This window comes from Acidipropionibacterium jensenii DSM 20535 (genome assembly GCF_000425285.1).
GTDB lineage: Bacteria > Actinomycetota > Actinomycetes > Propionibacteriales > Propionibacteriaceae > Acidipropionibacterium > Acidipropionibacterium jensenii.
The window spans coordinates 1-25,298 of sequence record NZ_AUDD01000001.1 but is presented as its reverse complement, the minus strand read 5'-3'; the positions used below and the strand labels follow the sequence as shown (position 1 = coordinate 25,298).

At 68.9% G+C, this 25,298-nt stretch carries 20 protein-coding genes and 1 riboswitch; of the genes, 13 read left to right on the top strand and 7 right to left on the bottom strand.

Annotation, left to right across the window (positions count from 1 at the left end; translation table 11 throughout):
* The first annotated feature begins 131 nt into the window (after positions 1–131).
* The 9 genes from H590_RS13985 to H590_RS13970 all read left to right on the top strand — a co-directional run bounded on the left by H590_RS13985 (position 132) and on the right by H590_RS13970 (position 12,109).
* Complete coding sequence (locus tag H590_RS13985; RefSeq protein ID WP_051237992.1) at positions 132–1,040, top strand: ABC transporter substrate-binding protein; 909 nt, start codon at positions 132–134, stop codon at positions 1,038–1,040.
* Complete coding sequence (locus H590_RS0100095) at positions 1,037–2,077, top strand: FecCD family ABC transporter permease (RefSeq protein ID WP_051237991.1); 1,041 nt, start codon at positions 1,037–1,039, stop codon at positions 2,075–2,077. Before H590_RS13985 ends, H590_RS0100095 begins: the two co-directional genes overlap by 4 nt.
* Positions 2,074–2,952, top strand: a complete 879-nt coding sequence (locus tag H590_RS13980) for an ABC transporter ATP-binding protein (protein ID WP_232020895.1) — start codon at positions 2,074–2,076, stop codon at positions 2,950–2,952. Before H590_RS0100095 ends, H590_RS13980 begins: the two co-directional genes overlap by 4 nt.
* On the top strand, positions 2,949–6,629 hold the full coding sequence (locus tag H590_RS13975) for a cobaltochelatase subunit CobN (protein WP_051237990.1): 3,681 nt from the start codon (positions 2,949–2,951) through the stop codon (positions 6,627–6,629). Before H590_RS13980 ends, H590_RS13975 begins: the two co-directional genes overlap by 4 nt.
* A 66-nt stretch (positions 6,630–6,695) precedes the next feature.
* Positions 6,696–7,280: a hypothetical protein gene (locus H590_RS0100080; protein ID WP_028701943.1), complete on the top strand. Its 585-nt coding sequence runs from the start codon at positions 6,696–6,698 to the stop codon at positions 7,278–7,280.
* An 82-nt stretch (positions 7,281–7,362) separates the two neighbouring features.
* Positions 7,363–9,318: a VWA domain-containing protein gene (locus tag H590_RS0100075; RefSeq protein ID WP_028701942.1), complete on the top strand. Its 1,956-nt coding sequence runs from the start codon at positions 7,363–7,365 to the stop codon at positions 9,316–9,318.
* A 17-nt stretch (positions 9,319–9,335) separates the two neighbouring features.
* Positions 9,336–10,310 carry a magnesium chelatase ATPase subunit I gene (locus H590_RS0100070; RefSeq protein ID WP_028701941.1) on the top strand — a complete coding sequence of 325 codons (975 nt, stop codon included), beginning with the start codon at positions 9,336–9,338 and terminating at the stop codon, positions 10,308–10,310.
* A gap of 110 nt (positions 10,311–10,420) precedes the next feature.
* Positions 10,421–10,639, top strand: a complete 219-nt coding sequence (locus H590_RS0100065; protein WP_036980314.1) for a CbtB domain-containing protein — start codon at positions 10,421–10,423, stop codon at positions 10,637–10,639.
* Positions 10,640–10,672: 33 nt separating this feature from the next.
* Positions 10,673–12,109 carry a carboxylesterase/lipase family protein gene (locus H590_RS13970; RefSeq protein WP_051237989.1) on the top strand — a complete coding sequence of 479 codons (1,437 nt, stop codon included), beginning with the start codon at positions 10,673–10,675 and terminating at the stop codon, positions 12,107–12,109.
* Here H590_RS13970 and H590_RS17055 read toward each other — a convergent pair.
* From H590_RS17055 to H590_RS0100025, 7 genes are all read right to left on the bottom strand, one after another.
* Positions 12,093–12,812, bottom strand: coding sequence for a class I SAM-dependent DNA methyltransferase (locus tag H590_RS17055; protein ID WP_051237988.1), 720 nt, complete (start codon positions 12,810–12,812; stop codon positions 12,093–12,095). The two genes, H590_RS13970 and H590_RS17055, sit on opposite strands and share 17 nt — an antisense overlap.
* On the bottom strand, positions 12,809–13,627 hold the full coding sequence (locus H590_RS0100050; protein WP_028701939.1) for an ABC transporter permease: 819 nt from the start codon (positions 13,625–13,627) through the stop codon (positions 12,809–12,811). Before H590_RS0100050 ends, H590_RS17055 begins: the two co-directional genes overlap by 4 nt.
* Entirely contained in the window at positions 13,624–14,466 is an 843-nt protein-coding gene (locus H590_RS13960) for an ABC transporter permease (protein WP_051237987.1), read from the bottom strand. The genes H590_RS0100050 and H590_RS13960 overlap by 4 nt, the downstream gene beginning before the upstream one ends.
* Complete coding sequence (locus H590_RS13955; RefSeq protein WP_036980311.1) at positions 14,463–15,515, bottom strand: ATP-binding cassette domain-containing protein; 1,053 nt, start codon at positions 15,513–15,515, stop codon at positions 14,463–14,465. The genes H590_RS13960 and H590_RS13955 overlap by 4 nt, the downstream gene beginning before the upstream one ends.
* 41 nt (positions 15,516–15,556) lie before the next feature.
* A complete protein-coding gene (locus tag H590_RS18590; RefSeq protein WP_161625988.1) occupies positions 15,557–16,312 on the bottom strand; it encodes a hypothetical protein in 756 nt (251 codons plus the stop codon).
* Positions 16,309–19,245 (bottom strand): amino acid adenylation domain-containing protein, encoded by a 2,937-nt coding sequence (locus tag H590_RS0100030; RefSeq protein ID WP_028701937.1) that lies wholly within the window; start codon positions 19,243–19,245, stop codon positions 16,309–16,311. The genes H590_RS18590 and H590_RS0100030 overlap by 4 nt, the downstream gene beginning before the upstream one ends.
* A 141-nt stretch (positions 19,246–19,386) precedes the next feature.
* Positions 19,387–20,268: a condensation domain-containing protein gene (locus H590_RS0100025; protein ID WP_028701936.1), complete on the bottom strand. Its 882-nt coding sequence runs from the start codon at positions 20,266–20,268 to the stop codon at positions 19,387–19,389.
* A gap of 231 nt (positions 20,269–20,499) precedes the next feature.
* On the opposite strand from H590_RS0100025, the gene H590_RS17050 reads away from it, so the two are divergent.
* The 4 genes from H590_RS17050 to H590_RS0100005 all read left to right on the top strand — a co-directional run bounded on the left by H590_RS17050 (position 20,500) and on the right by H590_RS0100005 (position 25,063).
* On the top strand, positions 20,500–21,177 hold the full coding sequence (locus tag H590_RS17050) for a 4'-phosphopantetheinyl transferase family protein (protein ID WP_028701935.1): 678 nt from the start codon (positions 20,500–20,502) through the stop codon (positions 21,175–21,177).
* Positions 21,178–21,415: 238 nt separating this feature from the next.
* Positions 21,416–22,189: a DUF305 domain-containing protein gene (locus H590_RS0100015; protein WP_028701934.1), complete on the top strand. Its 774-nt coding sequence runs from the start codon at positions 21,416–21,418 to the stop codon at positions 22,187–22,189.
* A 9-nt stretch (positions 22,190–22,198) separates the two neighbouring features.
* Positions 22,199–23,656 carry a 4Fe-4S binding protein gene (locus H590_RS0100010; RefSeq protein WP_051237985.1) on the top strand — a complete coding sequence of 486 codons (1,458 nt, stop codon included), beginning with the start codon at positions 22,199–22,201 and terminating at the stop codon, positions 23,654–23,656.
* Between the two features lie 59 nt (positions 23,657–23,715).
* A riboswitch (cobalamin riboswitch) is annotated at positions 23,716–23,917 on the top strand.
* A gap of 159 nt (positions 23,918–24,076) precedes the next feature.
* The gene (locus H590_RS0100005; RefSeq protein ID WP_028701932.1) at positions 24,077–25,063 is read left to right on the top strand and encodes an ABC transporter substrate-binding protein; all 987 of its coding nucleotides are present in this window, start codon (positions 24,077–24,079) and stop codon (positions 25,061–25,063) included.
* Positions 25,064–25,298: the final 235 nt, after the last annotated feature.

Below are 25,298 nucleotides of genomic sequence, written 5' to 3'. Positions count from 1 at the left end.
CGATCGCCTGCACGGGCCTCCTCACGAGCTGTTCAACGCCGTCCGGGAGCGCCACCGGGTCCCCATCGGCCGCCAGTGGATCCCCGAGTGGATCACGGTCCGGGTCGGATGCCTCGGCGGGAACGAACCCGGTGAGAATCTCCGGAGCCTCCTTCCCCCTGACGGTCACCGATTTCAACAATCAGAAGCTCGTGTTCACCCACGCTCCTCGTCGAGTCTGCGTGATATCGGCGACTCCTCTCAATCTGTGGTTCGATGTCGACGGGAAGGCGGTGTGCCGGTCCGACATCACCCAGAATCTGCGCATCGTCCCGGCCCATGAGAAGGAGATGAAGGCGGTCCCCACCGTCGGTGGAGCGCTGTCCCCCAATATGGAGGCCCTCACCTCGTACAAGCCCGATCTCGTCATCATCATGAGCGGCGAGCAGGACACCCTGTACAACCGGCTCCACGAACTCGGCCTGCGCACCATGACCGTCAAGGCCCGATCCATGGATGAGCTGAGCGCCACCTACCGGGCATTCGGCGCTCTCACCGGGCACCCCGAGATCGCCGAGCAGCGCATCTCGCACATCCGGACTCAGGTGAACCGCGTCGTAGCCAAGCTGCCGAACCGCACCACCAAGGTCGCCATCGTCTACGTCACCGCCACCGCCCTGTCGGTCAAACTGGACAACAGCATCGCCGGCCAGATGGCCCAGACCCTCAAGTTGAGGAACCTGGCCTCCGGGCTCACCCCCGACAACCCCGGATCCGAGACGACTCCTCTGGACATCGAGGAGATCGTCCGCCAGAAGCCCGACTACATCCTCGTGACGAGCATGATGAAGTCGAACTCCCTGGCCAAGCAGCGCATCAACCAGGAGTTCGCCACCAACAAAGCCTGGCAGGCCGTCGACGCCGTCCGCAACGGCAAGGTCATCTACCTCCCGCAGCAGTACTTCCTGATGAATGCCGGCCCGTACTACGGCGACGCGATGGAGTTCCTCGCCGCCAGCATCTACCCGGACGTCTACGGCGCACCGAAGCAGGTCGCATGACCGTCCCGGAGATCCCCGCCAGGTCTCCGGCCCCGCTCGCGGCGTCATCCCTTCCTCTTCAGGAGCGCCGCTGGTACCGGACGACGGTGCTGACCGGTCTCGCCGTACTCGTGGTCGCTGCCGGCCTGCTGGCAGTCGGATGGGGAACCATCGACCTGACGCCGGGGCAGGTGGTCTCCGCGCTGGTGCACACCGACGACAGCTGGCACCGGGTGGTCTGGGACATCCGCCTGCCGCGGATGCTGCTGGCGGCTCTGGTCGGGATGAACCTGGCGACCAGCGGCACCATCCTGCAGGCCGTGATGGCCAATCCGCTCGCCGACCCGAGCATCATCGGGATCTCCTCGGGAGCCGGTCTGGTGGGCATCGCCATTCTGGTGATCCACCCGGAGAACCAGACCCTGGTTCCTCCGCTGGGATTCGCCGGTGCGATGGCGGCCGCGCTGACCATCTACGCCCTGGCCTGGCGGGGTGGGATCCAGCCGCTCCGGATCATCCTGGCCGGGGTGGCGGTCTCCGCGCTCTGCGGGGCCGGCATATCGGCTGTCATGGTGCTCTACTCCGACCGGGTGCAGGGCGCGCTGATGTTCATGAACGGCAGCATGTCGCTCCGCGGATGGACCGAGTTGCGGATGATCTGGCCGTACAGTCTCGTCGCCCTGGCCATCACCCTCATGGTGGACAGCCGTCTCAACATCCTCGTGCTCGGTGACGACGTCGCCGGTTCGATGGGCATGAATGTCCAGGCCAGTCGGCTGTTCTTCACCACCCTGGCCGCCCTGCTGGCCGCCGTGTCCGTCGCTGCCGTGGGCCTGCTGAGCTTCGTCGGGCTCATCGTCCCCCACATCATGCGGCTCGTCCTGGGTTCCGACCATCGAGTGCTGATCCCAGGCTCCATCCTGTGCGGTGCCGCACTTCTGATGCTCAGCGACACTCTCTCGCGCACCCTGTTCAGCCCGGTGGAGATTCCCGTCGGAATAGCCATGGCCGCCCTCGGCGTCCCCTTCTTCCTCTTCCTCCTGAGGAGGACGCTGTGACGGGCACGGCCCTCCCGGCACCCGCCCCCCCGGGAGGCATCCGCACGGTCGACCTCCGTGTCGAACTCGCCGGCACCGAGATCCTGCACGGCATCGATGCCGACTTCCGCGCCGGGGCGATCCATGCGGTGCTGGGCCCCAACGGTTCGGGCAAGACCACTCTCATCCGAGCCATCTGCGGGGCGCTGCACTGCACCGGCGAGGTCCTTCTGGACGGGCGGCCGGTCTCCGACCTCAGCAGCACCGCCCGGGCGCGGGCGATCGCCACCGTGTGGCAGAGTCCCCGGATCAGCTCCGACGTGACCGTGCGCAGAATGATCGGCTACGGCCGCTACGCCCATCGCCGGTGGTGGCAGGCGGGACTGTCCGACGACCAGCAGGTGGTCGACAACGTCCTGGACCTCACGGGCCTGACACACCTGGCCGACCGACGCATGGGCACCCTGTCGGGAGGCGAGCGTCAGCGGGCCTGGCTGGCCACCGCACTGGCCCAGCAGCCCACGGTGCTGCTCCTCGACGAACCGACGACCTACCTCGACATCGCCTTCCAGATCGACATCCTCGACCTGGTCGCCGAGCTCAACCGGGAGCGCGGGATCACCGTGATCATGGTGCTGCACGATCTGACACAGGCGGCACGCTATGCCGACACCTGCCTGGTGATGACCCAGGGACGAGTCCTGACGGCAGGCGCGCCGCAGGAGGCTCTGGCCCCCGTGGTGGTGCGCGAGGGGTTCGGCGTCGACGTGTGGACCACCAGTGATCCGCTGACGGGAAGGCCGGTGGTCCAGCCCTGCCGGCGGGCCGCTGCCACGCCCGGGACCGCCGTGGACCACGCCCCGGACGCCTGCACCCTCGGAGGACCGGCGTCATGAGGATCGTCATCGTCACGGTCTGCCCCGAGGTGATCGGCCGGCTCATCGACGCCGCCGACCGGATCGAGGCCACCCACCCCGGGGCCAGCGACCTGGTTCCCTTCAACGCCTCCCTCGCTCCCGCACGCCCCGACCTGGCCCGTCTGGCCGCGACGATCCCGGGTGCCGACATGGTCGTCGTCGACGAGATGGGGGCCGACCCGCGCTGGGCCGAGGCGATGGCCGTCCCCCTCAGCGGCTTCGACGGCCAGCTGCTGCCGACCGGTCGCGGTTTCAGCGAGAAGCTGCGGCTGGGCAGCGTCACCGCATCGGCACCGTCGGTAGGCCGAGGGCCAATGGGCGGGCGAGCCCTCGCAGGCTCCGCAGCCTCCCCGTCGGACCGCCGCAACCTCGGGACCCTGCTGTCCTGCTTCCACGCCATGGACGCCGACCGGGCGATGCAGTTCCTCACCATCTGTCTGCACTTCTACGGAGACCACCCGGAGATCGAGGTCACCGTTGCCACGACCCCCGTGGACGGGGTCCTGCCCTCTGACCCGTCCACCGCCACCCGCTATCACGACATCGCCGCCTTCGCCGATGCCCACCCGCAGTTCGGCGGTCGCGGCGGCCCGCTGGCCGTGCTGATCTACTCGGGACGCAGCTATCCGACCGCCACCGAGCCCATCGCGGCCGTCCTGGCCTCGGCCCTGTCCCGCATCGCCAGGGTGCTACCGATCGCCGTCCTCGGCGACGCCGGGCGCAGCCCCGAGGCACTGCGCACCCTGATGGCCGACGCCGGACTGACACCAGACCTCGTGATCAACCTGATGGGCTTCCGGCTGGGGGCCGGGCCCCGTGGTGGCAATGCAGACCGGGGAACCGACCTTCTCCGCGAATGGGGGGCGGCCTACCTGAGGCCTCTCGCACTCACCCGTCACACGGTCGAGGAGTGGCGGCGGAGCCCGGCCGGGCTGGGACCGGCCGAGACCATGGTCTCGGTGATGCTGCCCGAACTGGACGGCTGCATCGACGAGATCCCGGTGGCAGCGATGGGAGAGGCGACCCGCGACGAGCGCCACCAGGTCGCCTTCAGCTCGCTGGTACCGATCCCGGACCAGATCGACCGTCTGGTGAGCCGGGCCGCCGGCCTGCTGAGACTGCGCCGGTTGCCGGCCGGGAGCGTCCGCGTGGCGATCGTGGGGTACGACTACCCCGCCGGCGAGGATCGACTGCTGGGCGGCGCCTTCCTGGACGTCGCCGCCTCCATCTGCGCCATCCTCTCCGACCTGTCCCGGCGAGGCTACGACGTCGCCACCCCGCCGGCCGGCCGACTTCTCGACGACCTGCTGGCGCGGGCCGTCAACTCACCGAGGTACGTCACCGCCGGGGATCCGATCCGCTACCCGCGTCGGGAGGCAGAACGCGATCTCGGCGACGACGACGCATGGGCACGGGTGCGCGCCGAATGGCCGCACGGCGGCGCCGGCCAGCCCATGACCGCCCCGGATGGCGACTTCCTGATACCCGCAGTCGAGTACCGGAACGCCCTGGTCGCCATTCAGCCCGGCCGGGGCGGCGGTCCCAACGACGCCCACGACCGCACCCGGCCGCCGCACCCGCAGTACCTGGCCTTCTACACCTGGCTGAGGGAGGTCTGGTACGCCGACGTCATCATTCACGTCGGCACCCACGGCACCCTGGAGTTCCTGGCCTCCAAGGAGAACGCCGTCAGTACCCGCGACTTCCCCGACCGAATGCTCGGCGGAGTACCGCACATCTACCTCTACTACTGCGGAAACCCGTCCGAGTCGCTCATCGCGCTTCGCCGGTCGCACGCCCAACTGGTGAGCTACCAACCGGTCGCGATGCGCCCCGGAGGACTCCACGACAGCCTGGCGGACCTCGACGAGGTTCTTCAGGAGTACCGGCGCAGCCTCACCCTGGCGCCGGCCACCAGCGAGGATCTCCGGGACCGACTGAGGGCACTCGCCGAGGCCGCGCATCTGCCCACCGACGCCGACCGGCTCGAGGCCGAGCTCGAACGCACCCGGGAGGGTCTCATCCCGATCGGCCTGCACGTCTTCGGATCGCCCTGGGATGCCGATCAGATCGCCGCGATGGTGGAGGCCGTTCTTCTCCACGGGGCCGACTCGGTGCCCCCGGCGGAGGAGGTGCTCGCCCGGCAGCAGGGCCTGGACGCGGATCTGGACACCCTGCCCTCAGACACCCGCCAGGCGCTGCGGCGCCGGGCACGCACGGTGGTCCGGTCCTGCCTCGGCGGTGACTCCGATGCGCCTGAGGAGCTGCAGTCGGCGGCTCGCGAGCTGGCCCGGCGGTTCTCCACCAACCACGAGTGGGACGGCCTCCACGCGGCCCTGGCGGGACGGCACGTCCCGGCCCGGCTGGGCGGCGACGTCGTGCGCACTCCCGATGTGCTCCCCGCCGGCGGCGGCCTGTTCCAGTTCGATCCCAGGCGAGTGCCCACCGAGGTGGCCTGGAGGCGCGGCGTCCAGATCGCCGCCGGAGTCCGGTCCTCCTACCGCACCGGCCACCACGGACGCGACCCGCGCAGCGTCGGCGTCGTGCTGTGGGGGCTGGAGACCTCGCGCACCCAGGGAGAGAGCTTCGCCCAGATCCTGTCGCTCATCGGGGCGCGGCCGGTCGCACACCCCCGACCGGGCCGTCCCCGGTTCGAGGTGGTGCCGACCGACCAGCTCACCCACCCCCGGGTCGACGTCATCGTCACCATCTGCGGCTTCTTCCGCGATCTCTTCGGTCCACTGATCGGTGAGCTGGACGACCTCTTCGCCCAGATCGCCCAACTCGACGAACCGGACGAGGTCAACCCGATCGCCGCCCACACCCGTGCCGATCGCACCCGGCTGCTGGCCGCCGGGGGAGACACCGAGCAGGCCGACGAACTGAGCCGTGCCAGGATCTTCGGACCCGCCCGGGGCAGCTACGGCACCGGGCTGACCGACACCATCGAGTCCGGCGAGTGGGACGACACCCAGAGCCTGGCGGAGGCCTTCACCAGGGCGACCAGCCATGCCTACACCCGCAACCTCACCGGCGAACCGGCTCCCGCCCAGTACTTGGCGGGCCTGTCGCGGGTCGACGCGGTCTCCCAGACCCGCTCCTCCAACGAGTACGCCGTCACCGATCTGGACCACTACTTCGAGTACCTCGGGGGACTGACGGCGGCGGTCGGCCACGCGCGCGGCCACCAGGTCCCCGTGCTGGTGACCGACACGACGACCCGACGTCCCCACACCTCGACCGCCACCGAGGCGGTGGCCCTCGGTCTGCGCACCAGACTGTTCAACCCGCAGTGGCAGACCGCCATGCTCGCTCATCGGCACCGCGGCGGGGCCGAGATCGCCACCCGTGTGCTCAATCTCGTCGGGCTGGCAGCGACCACCGGTCAGGTCGAGGGCTGGATGTTCGACGAGACCTTCGACCGCCTCATCGGCGATCCCGAGATGCTCGACCGGCTGGTCGCCAACAACCCGCATGCCGCCATGGACACCGCAGCCCGTCTTGGCGAGGCCGCCCGCAGAGGCCTGTGGCAGGCCGACGATCAGCGCCTGGAGGGCTTGGCCCGGGCGATGTTCGAGATCGACTCAGATCTTGAGGCCGCCGGCGACACCGACGACCCCGACCCATCCATCCCCACCGACATCCATCTCACCTGACATCCGTCCCTACTGACTTCCCAACCCCACTGACTTCCCATCCCTACTGACACAGGAGAATCCACCATGAAGAAGACCGCACTGGCCACCCTTGCCATCCTCACCCTCGCACTGGGAGCCACCGCGTGCTCATCCGGTGGCACCGCGGCTCCGGCCGCCAGCAGCCCCGCCGCGACCGCGCCGGCCAGCAGTGCCGCCTCGGCCAGCAGTGCTGCAGCCTCCCCCGCGACCCTTGTCACCAAGGCCGGGAAGATCACCGTCACCGATCGCAGGGCCAACATCGAGAAGGGCTCCGGGGCGGCCATCACCATCACTCCCGGGGCGAGCGGACAGGCCAGGTTCCAGCTCATCGACCCCACCTCCGGTGGCAACTACGCCGACTTCTACGTCTTCAACTACGCGACCAACACCTTCCTGCGTCATCACAAGTCGGTCGCGATGGGCAAGACGTACGAATACACAGTGGATCTGCGGACGAAGAAGCTGCTGTCGGTGAAGGACGCCACCGGCAAGGACCTCTCCGCCTCGACCAAGAAGATGAACCGCTGGGACAGCGCCGAGCAGGAGAATGTCGGTTTCATGGAGACCGCCGAGACGTACTTCCAGAAGACCTATGGAAAGTCCATCCAGGACGCCACCACGAAGGCCTGAGCGCGTCCTCCACCCGACAGCAGCGAGAATGCCGGCAACAGCCCCGGATGGGGCCGGCAGCAACGATGCCTAGAGGATGACGATGACCGGATATCCGTTCTCCGCGGTGGCCGGGCAGGAGGAGACCCGCCTGGCCCTGCTGCTCGCCGCCGTGAACCCGTCGATCGGCGGCGTACTGCTGCGGGGACAGAAGGGCACCGCCAAGTCGACCATTGTGCGGGGACTGGCACGGCTGCTTCCCACCGGCCCGCTGCGCACGCTGTCCCTCGGCGCCACCGAGGACCGTGTAGCGGGAGGGCTGGATCTGGAGGCCAGCATCGTCTCGGGCCGGCCGGTGTGCTCCCCGGGACTGCTGGCCGAGGCGGACGGCGGGGTGCTCCACGTCGACGAGGTGAACCTGCTCGACGACCATCTGGTCGACCTGGTCCTCGACGCCGCCGCCAGCGGGCGTTGCATCGTCGAGCGGGAGGGTGTCAGCTCCTCCCACCCCTCCCGGTTCATCCTGGTCGGCACCATGAACCCGGAGGAGGGGGAACTGCGTCCCCAGCTGCTCGACCGGTTCGGGCTGTGCGTCGAGGTGGCCGGGGAGACCGATCTCGCCGTCCGCACCACGATCCTGAGGCGACGGCTGGCCTTCGACGCCGATCCGGCCGGATTCTCGGGGGCCTGGTCACAGGAGGAGGACCGACTGGCCGCGCGGCTGGCCGACGCGCGTCTGAGACTGGCCACCACCTCGGTGCCCGAACCGCTGCTGGACATGGTGGTCGCGCTTGCCGTGAAGGCTCATGTCGCCGGTCACCGGGCGGACCTGGTGATGGCCGAGTCTGCCCGCGCCCATGCCGCATGGTCCGGGCGCACCGAGGCGACTGAGGAGGATGTCGGGGCCGTGGCGCAGATGGTGCTGCGTCACCGGCGGCGGGAGACCCGCGCACAGAACAGGCCTCCTCGTACCGGTCCCGATGAGCGCACTCCGAGCTCCCCCCGCGGCACGCCCGGCGCCAGTCCCGACCGCTCGCCGATGGGCGGTCCCGGGCCGGACGGTGCGAGTCGCGAACAGGACATGCCGACACGCCGCGACGACCGGCACTGTCAGGACCGGCACTGTCAGGACCGGAGCGGTGGTGAGGAGGTCTCACCCATCGGGCAGGCCTTCCATGTCAGACCCATCGAACCGGATCGGGACCGGCGGACCAGATCGGGTTCGGGTCGGCGGCTGACCTCTCACAGCGAGGATCATCGGGGACACTGCTCCGGATCCCGACAGACCGATCTGGCCGATGACCTGGCGATCGACGCCACCCTGCGGGCAGCGGCCCTTCACCAGAGAGCTCGCCATCAGCAGGCGCGGCGCTCCGACGATGATCTTCCGGCGATCATCGTCACCAGGCAGGACTGGAGACGAAAGGTCCGGGTGCATCGCGTCGGATCCTGCGTCGTCCTGGTCGTCGATGCCTCGGGTTCGATGGGAGCACAGGGCCGGATGATCGCCAGCAAGGGAGCGGTGATGTCCCTGCTGCTGGACGCCTACACGCGCCGCGACCAGGTGGCGCTCATCGCCTTCCGCCGACGCACAGCCGAGACGCTGGTGCCGCTGACCCCATCGGTGGAGGTCGCCAGGAGGGGTCTTGCCGAGCTGCCCGTCGGCGGTCGAACGCCGCTGTCGGCGGGACTGGCCGGTGCGGACCGGCTGCTCAGGCCAGTCCTCTTGAAGGAGCCGACCACCCGTCCGGTCGTCATTCTGGTGACCGACGGACGTGGCAATGTCACTCTGGCCGGCGAGCCCTCCAGGACTGCGACCGAGGAGGCCCTCGCCCTCGCCGGCAGGCTGGCGGCCGACCGGCGCATCAGCTGGGTGGTCATCGACACCGCCGACCACCGGAACCCCACCGGTTCTGCGCGAAACGGGCTGTCGAGCGCAGCCGAGCTGGCCAGGGCCCTGGGAGCGTCCTGCCTGCGCATCAAGGACCTGCGCGCCGAGGATCTGATCGGTGCATCCCGACTCGCCTCCACCAGCACCTCCCCTCGCTCGCGACCATGACTTCGGAAAGGACCCCCATGGCACACCTCGGCTACCCCTTCGCCGCAATCGTCGGGCAGGAGGAGATGAAGCTCGGTCTCATCCTCACCGTCATCGCGCCGGAACTCTCCGGCATCCTCATCCGGGGGGAGAAGGGCACCGCCAAGTCCACGGCGGTGCGCGGTCTGGCGGCACTGCTGCCCCATCGGGCCGAGGTGGCGGGCCCCTACCATCTCGATCCCGATGAGTACGACGAGTACGCACCCGGACTCGGCCTGCCCCGGCACCCGGAGGAGATTCGTACCGTCCAGGTACCGGTGGTCGAGCTCCCGGTGGGCGCCACCGAGGATCGCGTCATCGGTTCTCTGGACCTCGAGACGGCCCTGAGACAGGGACGACGCCACTTCCAGCCGGGACTGCTGGCCGCTGCCCACCGAGGCATCCTCTACGCCGACGAGGTCAATCTCCTCGACGACCATGTCGTCGACCTGCTTCTCGACTCGGCCGCAATGGGGGTCAGCACCGTCGAACGGGAGGGTGTCAGCGTCACCCATCCTGCCCGGTTCACCCTGGTGGGCACCATGAACCCCGAGGAGGGGGAGCTGCGCCCACAGCTGCTCGACCGCTTCGGGCTGTGCGTCACCGTGACCGGGGAGGCGGACCCCGCGCTGCGGGTCGAGGTGATCCGGCGCAGGATCGCCTCCGAGACCGACCCCCAGCGGTTCGCCGATTCCTGGCGCGAGGCCGGGGAGACACTTGATTCCGGCATCACCGACGCGATGGAGCTGAAGCCCGCGGTCGAGGTGACTGACGACGTCCTCGTGACTGTGGCGACCACCTGCCTGGAGGCCGGGGTGGACGGTCATCGCGCCGACATCATGATGGTGCGCGCCGCCCGCGCCCTGGCAGCGTGGAATGGCCGCACCACGATCACCGACGAGGACCTGAACCAGGCAGCCCGGTTCGTCCTGCCCCACCGGATGCGCCGGCGTCCCTTTGACGAGATCTCCTGAGGGCTGAGAGTCCTGACCATCATGTGCGCGCGCAGGCGCGTAGGGTGCCGGTGTGCCCCGCGTGGGGCATCCAGGATTTATGGGGATCTGATACCCCGGGAGGTTTTGCCATGGCTTCGCATGAGATTGCCGTCAAGCCGCAGGTTGGTGCTGTCGACTGGGCCAAGGACTCGGCCCTCGGCTGGGTGATCGGCGCTGTCGTCGTCGCTCTGCTGCTGTACTACTTCATCGGTGTCGACCAGGGCGCCTACTCGGTCTTCGGGAATGACATGCACATCCACGAGTGGGTGCACGACTCCCGTCACTTCCTCGGGTTCCCCTGCCACTGAGTCGTCGCGCTGAGACCGTCGAACCCCCTCCCCGTGAGGGGGTTCGACACGTTCACGGGCCATCTGTCGGCAGACGCCACGATCACCGGAGAACTGGGAGGGACGATGAACCCGACGGTGATGACCGCCCAGGGGCCGGTGGTCGGCGTCGACCAGGGCGCCACCCGGGCCTGGTACGCCCTGCCCTATGCCGCCCCTCCCCTCGGCCCGCTCCGGTTCCGTCGCCCCTCACCGCCGTTGCCGCATCGCGAACCGCTGGACGCCGGGAGGTGGGGTCCGGCTCCGATCCAGCGCCTCATCGACGGCAGCGTGTCCGGATTCGGCGGTACCGCCGTGGCCGAGGACTGTCTGACCCTCGACGTGGTCCGTCCCAGCACCGACCGTGCCGGCAGTGACGTCGACGGTGACGTAGAGGGTGACGTCGCTGATGGTGCGGGCCTTCCGGTGCTCGTGTGGATCCACGGCGGGGCCTTCATGACGGGAACCGGCTCGACCTACGACGCACGGCGTCTCGCCGAGGCCGGCCGGATGATCGTGGTCACCCTCAACTACCGCGTCGGCCCGTTCGGCTTCCTGGACCTGTCCAGCCTGTCGGCCCCCGGGGTCCGGTGCGACTCCAATGTCGGCCTGTTCGACCAGATCGCCGCGCTGAAGTGGGTGCGGGCCAATATCGCGGCCTTCGGCGGCGATCCCGGCAATGTCACCCTGGCGGGCCAGTCGGCCGGAGGCACCTCGGTGCTGGCGCTGCTGTGCATGCCCGCGGCCAGGGGCCTGTTCGCCCGAGCCGTCGCCCAGTCCCCGGCGCCGGCGATGGGGCTGAGCGGGGCCGTCCACGCCCGCTGGGCGCACCGGTTCGCCGATCTGCTCCGGGCGAGGGTCGGTGCCGACACCGCGACGGCCCTGGAGACGGCGTCCCCCGATCAGCTCCTGGACGCCATGGACGCGTTGCACGCGATCTCGGCGGCCCGGTGCCCCGACGTCTCGATCCTGTGTCCCTGCATCGACCGGTCCCTTCCCGCCCCGATCCTGGAAGCCTTCGAGACCGGCAGGCAGGCCGCCGTCGGGCTGCTCATCGGCACCAACAGGGACGAGGATGGCCTGGCCCCGGGCCCCTACGACGAGTCGGTGGCCGCCGAGCTGAGGGCCTGGCACCGGACCGTGGTGCGGACCGCGGCGGCGCACGGCCGACGCGCCCCGACCTGGATGTACCGGTTCGACCACGTCTCCGCCGACCCGCGGATCGGCCCGCGGGGAGCCGCCCACAGTCAGGAGCTGCGCTACCTCTTCGGCACCCTGCCCGCCGACTCCCCCGACCGCGACTCACGGTTCTCCTCGACGATGCAGCGGCTGTGGTCCCGGTTCGCCGCCGATGGACGCCCCGCCGAGTCGCGGGACTGGCCGACATACCGTGCCGACCGCCGTCGGATCATGGTCCTCGACAACGACCCGGCGGTCATCTGCGGGGCTTGATCATCGTCACCAGCATGACGATCCCCCACACCCGGATCGCCTCGAACCGGAGACCCGCGCTCTCGGCCATCTGCCGGACCTCCCCGATCGGGAAGACGCGGTGGCCGAAGTGCTCCAGGACCCGGACCACTACCGAGCGCCGAGCAGATCGACGGCCGAAGGTCTGACAGAGCAGCACGCCTCCGGGGTCGAGGATGGCACCGGCCTGCTGCAGCACCCGATCGGCATGACCCATCTGGTGGAGTGCACCGCAGATCCACACCTCCTCGGCCCCCGGTCCGAGCAGTTGTGCGGCCCGGCCGGCGTCCCCCACCGAGAACTGCGGGGACCCGTCGGGGTCCCCTGCCCCGGCCCGGGAGGCGGCCTTGCGGCGTGCGACGTCGATCGCCTGCTCGGACAGATCCAGGCCCACCACAGGGAGGCCCCGGTAGTGCGGGTCTGCCGACATTCGCCGCGAGTACCACCCCGTGCCGCAGCCCAGATCGACGATCCGGCCACCGGTACGAGGCCTGCCATCAGAGCCTCCCGGACCGACGTCACCGGTTCCCCCGGCTCCGGCAGCCATCTCCCGAAGGCTCCGGTAGACCGTCCGGTAACTCACCGGCCGCAGGGCGAAGGCGCTGAGGAAGGGCCCGTAGACGAACCGTTCGTAGGCCGCCAGGAACCACGGGTGCTGGAAGGTCCGTTGCGCGAGGGTGCTCATGCTCTCCTCCGACGGGTGATCGCCTGGATGCCCAGCAGCCCCAGGACCACGATGCCGCCGAACCAGGCCAGCACCAGCGCCCACCGGCCGGGGGTGGCGCCCGATCCCAGGGTCGCGTCCATCAGAGAGACGACCGCGCTGACCGGGGTGTGGGCGGCGAAGCCGCGCAACGAGGGGGCGAACAGATCGGCCGGCAGGATGCCGGTGTTGACGATCATGAAGACGATGATCACCGGGATGACGCCGACCTGTCCCTGGGGGCTGTTGATGGCCACCGAGACCAGCACCCCGGTGCACGAGGCCGCCGCGGCCGCCAGGACCGTGACCGCCACCAGTGTCGTCGGAGCCTGGCTCCACAGGGTGAAACCGGTGGTCCAGGCGGAGACCGTCTCGACCAGCACCATCATCAGCGCGCACAGCAGCAGCTCGGCCAGCACCCGGGCGTACAGCGCGACTCCCTGAGGGGAGCGGCCGGTCCGGGCCCGGCCCACCGGCAGGGTGTCGAAACGATCATGGAGTCCGGCCCGACGCTCGGCCAGCATCGCCCCCGACCCGCTCACCGCCAGCACGAAGGCCCAGGACACCGCGACCACCATAGTGATGTGGTTGGCATCCAGGGTCCCAGTGAGGGTGCGGATGAATCCTCCGAACAGCTCATGGGTGATGTAGAGGTAGATCAGCGGCACCACGAGAGCGGTCAGGTAGCTGGCGGGCTGCCGGCTCCAGACACGCAGGTACCGGCCGGCGTGAAGGCCCAGCGCCCGGGGCACTCCCGGGCCTCCGATCAGGCCGGAGAGATCATGATCGGTACTCATCGGGTCCTCCTGCGCCGCAGTGCGTGAACCGACAGGGTCAGCCCCACCAGCAGCATCCCGGCCAGCCAGCACAGCGCCTCGGTCCAGGTGGCCCGGGAGGCCGAACCGGCCGATCCGGGAGCGGCCAGGACCGAGCGGGTGACCTCGATGACCGGTGACAGCGGCATGTGGATCACCACGTTCTTCAGGGCCCCGGAGAGGCTGGCCGCCGGGATGAAGGTTGTGGAGAACAGCACCAGCAGCATCTCGAGGGTCTGGATGAGATCGGCCCTCTCGACCGGGTGCCCGGCGACCAGAACCAGTCCGGTGGTGAGCACCCCCCACACCAGGGCGACCAGCAGGCCCCACAGGCAGGCCGACAGCACCCGCGAGGCGGCGACGTCCATCCCGCAGGCCCGGGCCACCGCGATGACCGCCAGGCTCGACAGCCCCATCCGCACCATGTCAGTGGCCATCCGACCCAGCAGGTATCCGGCGGTGCTGCGCGGGTAGATGCGGATCCGGTCGATGAGTCCCGAGTCCAGATCCACCGCCACCGCCATGCAGGACGCCGCGCCGGTGAACAGCGCTGCCTGGACCAGGCATCCGGCGAACAGGAAGGTGGCGTAGTCCAGGCCGATGGTGTCGGCCGCGTGACCGAAGACGGCGTACAGACACACCATGAACAGTCCGGGCACGATGAAGGTGCTGATGAGGGAGGCCGTGTTCCGCCTCAGCAGGGTGAGGTCGCGGACCAGGAAGGCCCCTGCCGATCTCACCCCTGCCGGGCGTGAACCACCCACCACACCGGCGGCACCGGCGGCACTGGCCCCGGGGGACCTCACTGAGATCTCGCTCATGAGTCCGCACCGTCCGTCATAAGGTGGACGAAGACGTCGTCGAGAGTGGGCGGGGCGACCGAGACGGACCGCGGATGGGCACCGGTTCTGCCGAGTGCCTCGGCTATCCTGCGCACCGTCGCGCCGGGCTCCTCGGTCCGGAAGCTCACCTGGTAGCCCTCGGCGAGCCGGGACACGTCGACGGCCGCCGGACCCTGCCGCGTCGTCGAGTCGGACGGAGTGGTCGGCCCGGGTTCCCCGGTCAGGACCGGCCGTGCGGACATCCCCGCCGTGCCGCTGCGCACCGCATCCCGGAACGCCTCGGCGAGGCTCTTGTCCTCGAGCACGACGCTGCAGACCGACCCGCCGAGCCGGTGCCGCAAGTCCTCGGGGGTCCCCTCGGCGGCCACCTGGTGGTCCTTGAGGATCACGATGCGGTCCGAGAGAGCCTCGGCCTCGTCGAGGTACTGGGTGGTGAGCAGGACCGTCAGACCGCCGTCGCGCAGCCGGCGGATGTAGCGCCACAGGTCGGCACGGCTGATCGGATCCAGCCCGGTGGTCGGCTCATCGAGGAAGAGCAGTCGCGGCACGACGCACAGCGACACGGCGATGTCGAGACGTCGTCTCATCCCCCCGGAGTATCCCGAGACCTTCTGCCGGGCGGCGTCGGCGAGCCCGAACTGGTCGAGCAGCTCGCCGGCCCGGTGGCGCGCCTGCCGGCCGCTCAACCCCCTCAGCTCCCCGAAGAAGACCAGGTTCTCCAGCCCGGTGAGGTTCTCGTCGACGGCGGCGAACTGGCCGGTCACCGCGATCATCGACCTCACCCGGTCGAGATAGTGCCGGACGTCGGCACCGAAGATCCGCGCCTGCCCGGAGTCGAACCCCAGCAGGGTGGTGAGGATCCGCACGGTCGTCGTCTTGCCCGCTCCGTTGTGGCCGAGCAGGGTGACGATCGTGCCGCCGGTCACCTCGAAGGTGACGCCGTTCAGGACCGTTCTGCGGTGCCTTCCGGTGCCGTAGGAATTCTGCAGTCCTACCACCTCGATGGCCGCTGGAACTGTGTTTTCCACATCATTTCCGGACCGATTCCCCTGCGTTGTCATGATGGTCATCACTTCGTCACCCCAGTCACACTCTGATCCCCTTGTCGATCATTCTTCCCGGTCCTCATCGGCGATGATTCCCGAGCACTCCCGGTGATCTCCGGGACGTCGATCCCGAACCGGGAGAGCTCCGCCCAGATCGCCCGGTGGAACTGTCCCAGCCGGTCCAGCTCACTGACCCCGGCCGGCACTCGGTCGACCTCCTCGGTGACGACCCGAAGCACCGCGAGGGCGCATGCCGCCGTCATCCGGTAGGAGGACGGCCCCGTCACGGTGCCCCGGAGGGTCTGCCCGTCTCGTCCGTGCAGTGCGATCGACAGGACGGCGGGATCGGCCTGGCGCCCCCGGCGGCGGTTGAGGGCCGTCGCGATCCCGGCCGCGCATCCGGCCAGGGCGGCGACGGTCCGGGCGCGGCGCGCCCTGCCCCGCTCGGACACCCCGATCCCCCACCCCCTGCCGTACTCCGAGAGGCGGTGAACCAGATCCACCGCAAATCCCGGGAGTTGCTCGAAACAGACCCGATAGGAGTACTCGGAGACCCCCGGGACAATTCTCTGCACGACATCGATGTCGGGACATTCATAGCCCACGAGATAGCGCGTCCTGATATCCCCGACCCGGACGGACCGGTCGACCGTGGCAGGCACCCGAACCACTGTTCCGGCCCGCCTCGCCCGGACCTCGCCGGTCAGGGAGAGCAGCATCGAGGTCAGCGAGGCGGCGCCGACGGGTTGGCCGGCGCCCACGATGAGATCGGAGGTCACCGACTCGACCGGCCAGTCCGCCCGGACCACTGCGGCCCTGGTTGCGCGCCGCCAGCCTCACCAGGTAGTCGCGGAAGGTGCCGGAGACCGGCAGGGGGTCGCGACCCTGGTAGAACCGGGTGAGGTCCTCCATCAGGATCGCCTGACTCGTCCCGTCGGCGATGATGAGGTCGATGCTGAGGAACAGCCGGTGCCGGCCCTCCCCCAGATCCGGCGGCGGCCAGCCGGAACATCGGCCAGCTGCCCACCGCGAAGACCTCATGGCTCATCCGGGAGCGCAGCGCCGCCAGGTCCGGGGCCCCGTACCGCTCGATCCGGTAGTGGGGCACCTCGGCCAGGATCCGCTGGGTTCCGTCGGCGTCGATCCGGCAGCGCAGCATCGGGTGGCGGGCGATCAGGGCGTTGAAGGCGTCCTCCAACCGCTCCGGATCGATCTGGGCCTCGGTCTCCCGGTAGTAGTGCTCCGAGCCCCCACTCAGTTCGAAGGCGGCATTGCGGCCCGTGAGATAGGCCAGCTGCATCTCGGTGAGGGGGAAGGGGGCGTACGGGTCGTCATCGCCGGTCTCGACACTCCGGGTGTGGTCGTCGGGCTCGGCATTCGAGCCCTTCGGGACGACGTCGTCGGGGCCGGTGGCGGTCACCGGCTCCGAACCGGCCAGCTCGCAGCACCGGCGCACCGTCGGATCCAGGATGATCTCCCGGAAGGCGAGCGGGCGCCCGGTCTCCTGATGCACCCGGCGCAGCAGGTCCTGGAAGGTCAGCGAGTCCCCACCGATCGAGAAGAAGGAGGCCTCGTCGTCGGTCACCCGGCCACCCAGCACCTGTGACCAGATCCTTCTCATCCAGGCCCTGGACGGGTCCTGGCAGGTGAACTCCGGGCAGGACTCCCGGCCCGCCGAGGAGTCGGGGTCCCCGGCACTGTCGCCGGCCACGCCGGCCCCGGCAGCCCCGCGGACCACGGCGGTTCCGGGACGCCGGAGCCGGCTCTGACGCGACCCGGCGTCGACCCTGGAGTCGCAGATCTCCTGGAGCCTGCGTTGATCGACCTTGCCGTTGGCGGTGGTCGGAATCTCGTCGACCACCGGGATCACCGAGGGCACCATGTACTCCGGCAGGAATCCGCCGGACCTGGCGCGCAGGGCCGCGACATCAACGGCGTCCGCCGGTCCGGAGGGCACCACGAAGGCGGCGATGGTGGGCTGACCGGACCGCTGCACGATAGCGACGACGACCTGGCTCACCGCGGGATCGTCCTCCATCACCGTCTCGATCTCACCCAGTTCGATCCGGTGCCCGCGGACCTTGACCTGGCGGTCCCGCCGGCCCAGGAAGTCCACCCAGTGGTGGGCGTTGAAGACCCCCATGTCGCCGGTCCGGTAGAGCCTGCCGAAGGGCCGGACATCCCGGAACGAGGCCGCGGTGCGGTCGGGATCGCCGCAGTATCCCAGCGCCAGACCCGCTCCCCCGATCCAGATCTCGCCGGGCACCCCCACCGGGCAGGGACGCCGGTCGAATCCGAGGACATGGATGGTCTGGTTGGCCAGCGGGGATCCGTAGGGCACCGCCGTGGCGTCGCAGTAGCCGTCCAGAGGATGGATGATCGACCAGATGCTGGCCTCGGTGGCACCGCCCAGGCTGAACACCTCGGCGTGGGGAAGGAGCCGGTGGCACCGGGCGGGAAGGGTGAAGGAGATCCGGTCGCCGCTGAGCATCAGAGTCCTCAGGGAGGGGGCGACGTCGTCATCGCCGGCTCTCAGCAGGGTCAGCTCCAGCAGTGCCGGGGTGGAGTTCCACAGCGTGACGCGGTCGCGGCGCAGCACCTCGAGGATCTCGTCGGCGTCGCGCTCGTCGTTGACCATCGAGAGCCTTGCGCCGGCGGCGAGGGTGCCGTAGATGTCGTAGATCGACAGGTCGAAGGTCAGCGCGGACAGCCCGATGACGGTGTCGGAGGTCCCCAGGCGGAACCGGGAGTTGATGTCGGCGATGGTGTTGAGGGCGCCGCGGTGGGAGATGACCACTCCCTTGGGCCGGCCGGTCGAGCCCGAGGTGAAGATGATGTAGGCCGGATCGTCGGGGTCCACCTGCACGGGTTCGACCTCGGCCGGCAGGGCCGCCAGGTCCTGGTCCCGGTAGGTCGAGTCCGCCAGGGTGGCGGTGGCCCTGGCGGCGTCCGCCATGTATCTCCTGCGCTGGGCGGGCAGCCCGGCGCCGACCGGCAGGAAAGCGCAGCCGGCGCGCAGTACCCCGAGCTGGTTGACCACCGACATCGGGTGCTTGGTGGTCTCCACGGCGACGACGTCTCCGGGCCGACAGCCCTGGCCGGCCAGATGTTGAGCGATCCGGGCGGACATCTGGTCCAGGTCCCGGTAGCTGTAGCTGACCCGGGCGGTGTGATTGACCACGGCGGTGCGTTCCGGATGGCGCGCGCAGGAGGCCAGCACCGCCTCGAGGAGGGTCTGACCGGGGACCGGGGCGGCGGTGTCGTTGTAGTGCTGCTGGAGCTTCTCGGAGCGGGAGTCGACGACGGGCAGCACCTCCTGGCCGCCCGCCGCACAGCCCTCGATCGTCCGGCAGGTGGCCTCGAACATCTCCTCGACGTCGAACCCGAAGTACCCGGGGACGACGTCCCAGGACAGCAGGACCGAGCCCGAGCGCGGGATGACCTGCATGTCGAGGAAGACCTGGCTGGTCTGGGTGTAGATCTGCTGGAGGTCCATGTCGATGTTCGCGGCCCGGGCGTGGCTGCCGAGCAGGCTGGTGAAGACCACCGGCAGGACGGCGGTTCCGGGCTGCTGACCCGCGGTGAGGTGCTCCCTGATGACCTCGACCCCGCTGTACCCGCGATGCCGGTGGTTGCGGGCCATCTCGCGGCCCAGGGCGTGGCAGAGCCGGCGGGTGCCCTCGGACCGGGAGACGTCGACGCCGACCACCATAGAGGTGGTGAGGTCCCCGATCAGTGCTCCAGAGGTCTCCTCGGGCAGCCGGTCGCGGTCGGTGAGGGTGACATTGGCGCTGAACCGAGGGGTGTTCGACCACCGGGCGATGACCGCGCTGTGCAGTGCCAGCAGGAGGACCTACAGGCTCGTCCGATCCTGCCTGCAGCGTCGCTCCAGGCCCGCCACCAGCTCGGCGGACAACAGTTTCTGGTACCCGCGGGTCTGCCAGCCGTCGATCATCCTCGCGCCGCGGCGGAAGCGCGGTGCCGGCGGCAGAGTCGGCGCCTTCTGCGCCCAGTAGGCCTTGTCGGGGTCCGGGTTCTGCCCGTCCGCCCTGGCCGCGGCGAGGGTCTGGACCTGGTGCATCGCATTGGTGTATCTGGCCGGGGCGGGCAGCGGCTCGCCGCGCAGCAAGGAATGGAGTTCACCGATGAAGACCACTCCGGAGACGGCGTCGGCGATGATCATGGAGGCGTAGAGGCAGACCCGGGAGGTGCCGTCGGCCAGCGGGATCGCCTCGGCGCCGTAGAGCCGCCCGGTGCGATGGCAGTCGCGGGCCTCGGCCATCAGCCGTTCGCGGACCTCGGCGATGAGTCGGCTTCCCGCCTGCCCTGACTGTGTCGCCTGGTCACACTGCTCGCGCTGGTCCTGCCGTTGCGCCGACCGCGGGGTCCCGTCCTCCTCGACACGGTCCGGACCGTGAACCCGGCAGGTCCGGATCGGGAGCTCGGGATCGAGCCGGATCACAGCCTCCTCCGGCCGCAGAGTCGCGGTGAAGATGTCGTGGCGGGCGAAGAGGGTGTCCATCAGGCGGGCGGCCCGCCCCGCGTCGCAGGCCATCGCGATGTCCACGTAGAGGAAGGTCGCCTGACCGCCCAGCTCCTGACCCTCGAGGCTGCCGAGCAGATAGGCCCGCTGCATCGGGGTCATCGCCACATCGACGACACCCTCGCGAGTCGTCGGATGCGGTGCCGGCCGAGGTCGGACCTGGGTCGGTGCCTGACGGGCGGCAGCCTTCATGGATCTGCTCCTTGGAAATATCGGGGTTGGGGACGTCGGGAACCGTTGCGAACGCGTGCATCGGGAGCACGAGCAACCGGCCCGCCCGGAGTGCCCCGGGTGGGGAGCACGGGAATCGGGGGCGGGGAGGAGACCCCCACACCGTACATGAGTATCATTCTCATTAATAACCCGGGGGCTCCCCACCCGGCGCCAGTCCATCCCGGCCGATCCGGTGTGAGGAGGACCCCTGTGAACTCACTCGCCCTGCACCACGCATCGAGCGGCCTGCAGGCCGTGGTCGCCTGGGCGGCGGTTCCGAACGCCGCGACCTGCCGGGAGGCGGAGAGCCGACTCAGCGGCGCGGAGCTCGGTCTCATGAGGCGGTTGCACCGCCCCCAGGACCAGCACCGGTTCGTCGCGGCCCGCCTTCTGCTGGCAGATCTGGCCGCCCGCCAGACCGGTGCCACTGCGTCCGCCATCCATCTCGGCGAGGTCCCCGGCGGTCCGGGACGGGCCAAGCCGCGCCTCAGTGTGCCGGGCTGGGACGCCTCGATCAGCCACGACGCCGGGATGGTCGCCGCGGCCGTCTCGCCCGCGCCCGTCGGGGTCGACATTCAGATGACGTCGTGCGCCGACCGGGTGCGCCGGCTCAGCGAGGTCTTCACCGAGGCCGAGCTCCACTGGCTCGCCGGCCACCGGAGCCGGGAGGACGCCTGCCTGCGCTGGACCGCCAAAGAGGCGATCCTCAAGGCGCGCGGGACCGGGTTCTGGGAGGATCCGAGGGACGCGCGCAACGATTCGCTGCACGCGAGGGCCAACGGCGTCGAACTGGTGAGCCTGTACCCGACCCCGGGATATGTGCTCAGCCTGGCCCTGCTGGCGCCGCAGGTGCCCCGGCGTCCTCACCGTGAGCCACCGCACCCCTGAGACCCCGCTGTCCGACCCCGGCGACAGAGCCGCCGGGCATGCTCACTATCGTCTGGAGAGTCACATGACGTGACCACGTCGAGACCCAGCGAAGCCGGTGAGAATCCGGCACTGTCCGCGCAACGGTGACGCCCTCAGGGCGAAGTCCGGTCGCCTGGCTCGAGGTGTCCCACAGTTCACGATGGATGAACCGGGGCCGCTAAACGACTCCGTGACATCCGCCCGTCCGGAGGTTCACATGAGTCCCAAGTCCCGCGTCGCGATCGGTTCCGGGGTCGCCGTGGTGGCGGTGATCGGGCTGGTCAGCTGTCTGGCCGCCACCAATCCCAGCACCGCCACGAGCTCCCCCTCAGCCTCGGCCCCGGCATCGGCGGCCGTCTCGCCGAAGCACAATGCCCAGGACATGAGTTTCACCACGATGATGATCGTCCACCACCAGGGTGCGATCGACATGTCGGCGCTGGTTCCCGAACGCGCCAGTAGTGACGCCGTGAAGACCCTCGCCGTTCAGATCCAGGAGGCCCAGGGCCCCGAGATCCAGCAGATGAAGGGCTGGCTGACGGTGTGGAAGGCCGCGATGGCGGGCTCCTCGGCCATGCCGTCGGCATCCTCCACAGGATCACCGATGGGCGGGATGAGCATGCCGGCGTCCTCGATGCCCGGCATGTCGATGCCGGCGTCCTCGATGCCAGGGATGGATCACTCCTCCCACCAGATGGAAGGCATGACGTCGCCCGGTTCGGCGGCGTCCTCCCCCAGCACCATGAGCGGGATGGACATGCCCGGCATGACCCCGGCCGACATGGCCCAGCTCAAGGCCGCCAGGGGGACCGCGTTCGACAGGCTCTTCCTGCAGAAGATGATCGTCCACCACCAGGCGGCGGTGGAGATGTCGAAGACCGAGCTCACCCACGGCACGAATCCACAGGCGATCAGCCTGGCCGCCGACATCATCAGCTCGCAGACCGCTCAGATCACTCAGATGCAGAACATGCTCGACGGGATGAAGTGAGTCCAAGTCATGACCACGACGTCACACCATGAGGTCCTTCTCGATCCCCGGATCCCTGTTCGGGATCCGAACCATCGGCAGCCCGATCCGGACGACGAGTTCCCTCCCCCGGACCTGTTGGCCAACCGGGGGGTGAACCGCCTGCTCAACAGCCGATGGTGGCCCGCAGCCCTGCAGATCCCGATCCTGCTGTTCTTCGTGTACTTGGTCTACGACCTGTTCGCCGGGCCCCGCGACGCCGACATGAACCTCGGCAGCGCGGTGATGTGGATCCTGTGGTGGTCGGCCCTGCCGATCGTCCTGCTGCTGTTCGGTCGGGTGTGGTGCGCCGTCTGCCCGTTCGGGTACCTCAACGACCTGGTCCAGAAGATGGTCGGACGCCGCCACCGCGCCCCCGCCTTCCTGAAGCGCAATGCCATGTGGATCATGCTCGGGGTGTTCCTGGTGGTCACCTGGTTCGAGCACGTCACCGGGATCGTCGAGGCTCCGCGCGCCTCCGGGATCATGCTGCTGCTGTTCGCCGCGGCGACGGTGGCTTTCGGCGCCCTCTACGAGAGGCGGACCTGGTGCCGCTACGTGTGCCCGGTCGGCGGATTGTCGAGCAACTACGCCCGGGCCGGGATGCTGGAGCTGAGAGCCCACCGATCGACCTGCTCGAGCTGCCAGACCAAGGCCTGCTTCCGAGGCACCGCGCAGGCGCCCGGTTGTCCGATGTTCGAGTTCCCGCGTGCCATGGACACCAGCGCCGAGTGCACACTGTGCGCCGACTGCGTCAAGACCTGCCCGTCGAACGCCATCCGGATCAGTCCCCGAATGCCCACCAGCGAGCTGTGGACCACACTCAAGCCGCGGTTCCCGGTGGCCGGTCTGGCGGTCGGGATCATGGGCATCGTGCTGCTGGAGAACGCCACCATGCTGCCGATCTGGGACGACGTGATGAACGTGCTCCACGCCGACGTCACCACTACCGCGAACACGGCTGTGGACTTCAGCGTCGCCTACCTTCCGACTGTTGCCATCCCGGCCGTCCTGGTGCTCCTGGCAGCACTCCTCGCCGGTGCGATCAACGGGAGGACGGCCAAGCAGAACTTCAGTCAGTTCGGCTACACCATGATCCCGCTGTGCCTGGGAGTGCACATCGCCCACGCCTGCTTCCACCTGCTCGGCGAGGGCAAGGCGCTGTGGTTCTCCCTGCTCCACGCCCTGGGGATGGCCCACCCGATGTCGACGGCTGGCGGAATGGACATGAACATGGGTCTGGTTCCCCCGGACGCCATCAAGACGGTCCAGTACACCCTCATCGCTCTGGCGACTGCCGGCGCCCTGTACACCGCCTACCGGATGGCTCACGGCAATCGCGCCGATCCTCGTCCCGGCGCGACCTTCGCCGTCAACGCAGTGGCGATCATGCTGCTCGTCGCGCTCAACTGCATCCTCTTCGCAATGCCGATGGCGATGGAGATGTGAACTGGGGTCTGCTGTGGCTCAGGTCACCGTCGGATCACTGCGCCGCCCCAGATGCACCACTTGAGAACTCATCGTCTAGGCTGACTACCATCAGGTCAAGGGAATCCGGTGAGATGCCGGAGCTGACGCGCAGCGGTATTGCTGACTGGCACTGGCTCGGAGACGAGTAACCACTGGCAGGGTGTGTGACCACCCGACTGGGAAGGTTCTGGTGCAGGGTTGAGGCCGAGTCCGAAGACCACCTGGCAGAGCTGTTAACACAGCGGCCGCGCAAGCCGCCATACAGGAAGCGCATCTGGCATGCCTTTTCTCTCTGTGACCATGGCATCCCTGTTCCATCGCACTGACGCCTCGCGTCCCACGGCCGGTCCCGATGGTTCGTCACTCAACCAGCACTCCACTCGTCGCGCCCACTTCTCGCTGACCGCGACGGCCGCGATCTCAGCGTTGGCAATCGGACTCTCCGGATGCGCTGGCGCCCCCAGTCCCACCTCGGGTCCGTCAGCCTCAACGTCAAGTGCTGCGACGCCGACCAGCATCTCCCTCACCAACTGTGGCCACAAGATCACTCTCGCAAAGCCGGTCACCCGAGCTGTCACCCTCAACCAGGGAGCCACCGAGAACGTTCTCGCCCTCGGAATGCAGAAGAGCCTCGTCGGTACCGCCTATCTGGACGGTGTGATGCCCGAGAAGTGGCAGTCGGCCTACAAGTCGGTGAAGGTGCTCTCAAAGGAGTACCCCGACAAAGAGGCCTTCCTGGCCGCCAGACCAGACTTCGCCTTCGCCTCGTATGCCAGCGCCTTCACCGACAAGGCCGTGGGCACCCGCGAGGCGCTCGCACGACAGGGCATCGGCACATACATCAGCCCATTCGGCTGCCCGGACGGCACCAAGTCGGCAGACGCCACTTGGGACAACGTCTACTCCGAGGTGACCAACGTGGCCAAGATCCTCGGCCGGCCAGAAGCGGCCAAGACCGTGATCTCCAAGCAGAAGGAAGAGCTGAACGCTGTCCAGGCCGCGCAGAACGGCAAGGGCCTCACAGCAGTTTGGTTCGACTCGGGCGACAAGACGCCATTCCTGGGAGGAGGGACTGGCGGGCCACAGTTGATCCTCAGCGCCGCTGGCGCCACCAACGTGTTCGCACATCAGAAGTCGAACTGGTTCGACGGGTCCTGGGAGAAGGTCGTAGCAGCCGATCCGGACGTCATCGTGCTGGCCGACGCGTCATGGGATACGGCCGCCAAGAAGATCAAGTATCTGGAGACCGACCCTGTCCTGAAGAACCTCCGGGCAGTGAAGAACAAGAGCTTCATCACTCTGCCCTTCGCCGCTACCACCCCGGGAGCGCAGCTCACCGACGGCGCGACAATCGTCAGTGACGGACTGGCGAAGTTCCAGAGGTGACCGGCCAGGAGGCCAATGCACCCACCTCCGACATCACGCCCGCGACGGGTGCAGAGGCCGGAGGCCTTCGCCATGTCGGAGCAGCGGTGTGGTCAGTCGTCCTCCTGACGATTCTGGTTGCAAGCGCGGTGGTGGTACTAGTGGTTCGCTTCTGAAGTCTTTTTTGGGTTGGCTTTCTTGAGGATCTGGTCGGCGGTCTTGGTCCAGACGAACGGATGTGAGCGGTCGTTCCAGC

Bases quoted from the DNA above. Each gene is read 5' to 3' on its own strand.
- H590_RS13960 (WP_051237987.1), bottom strand. From the start codon at position 14,466: ATGAGCGAGATCTCAGTGAGGTCCCCCGGGGCCAGTGCCGCCGGTGCC.
- H590_RS0100015 (WP_028701934.1), top strand. From the start codon at position 21,416: ATGAGTCCCAAGTCCCGCGTCGCGATCGGTTCCGGGGTCGCCGTGGTG.
- H590_RS0100080 (WP_028701943.1), top strand. From the start codon at position 6,696: ATGAAGAAGACCGCACTGGCCACCCTTGCCATCCTCACCCTCGCACTG.
- H590_RS13975 (WP_051237990.1), top strand. From the start codon at position 2,949: ATGAGGATCGTCATCGTCACGGTCTGCCCCGAGGTGATCGGCCGGCTC.
- H590_RS0100070 (WP_028701941.1), top strand. From the start codon at position 9,336: ATGGCACACCTCGGCTACCCCTTCGCCGCAATCGTCGGGCAGGAGGAG.
- H590_RS0100095 (WP_051237991.1), top strand. From the start codon at position 1,037: ATGACCGTCCCGGAGATCCCCGCCAGGTCTCCGGCCCCGCTCGCGGCG.
- H590_RS0100025 (WP_028701936.1), bottom strand. From the start codon at position 20,268: ATGAAGGCTGCCGCCCGTCAGGCACCGACCCAGGTCCGACCTCGGCCG.
- H590_RS0100010 (WP_051237985.1), top strand. From the start codon at position 22,199: ATGACCACGACGTCACACCATGAGGTCCTTCTCGATCCCCGGATCCCT.
- H590_RS0100030 (WP_028701937.1), bottom strand. From the start codon at position 19,245: ATGGTGGTCGGCGTCGACGTCTCCCGGTCCGAGGGCACCCGCCGGCTC.
- H590_RS0100075 (WP_028701942.1), top strand. From the start codon at position 7,363: ATGACCGGATATCCGTTCTCCGCGGTGGCCGGGCAGGAGGAGACCCGC.
- H590_RS0100065 (WP_036980314.1), top strand. From the start codon at position 10,421: ATGGCTTCGCATGAGATTGCCGTCAAGCCGCAGGTTGGTGCTGTCGAC.
- H590_RS0100050 (WP_028701939.1), bottom strand. From the start codon at position 13,627: ATGAGTACCGATCATGATCTCTCCGGCCTGATCGGAGGCCCGGGAGTG.
- H590_RS17055 (WP_051237988.1), bottom strand. From the start codon at position 12,812: ATGAGCACCCTCGCGCAACGGACCTTCCAGCACCCGTGGTTCCTGGCG.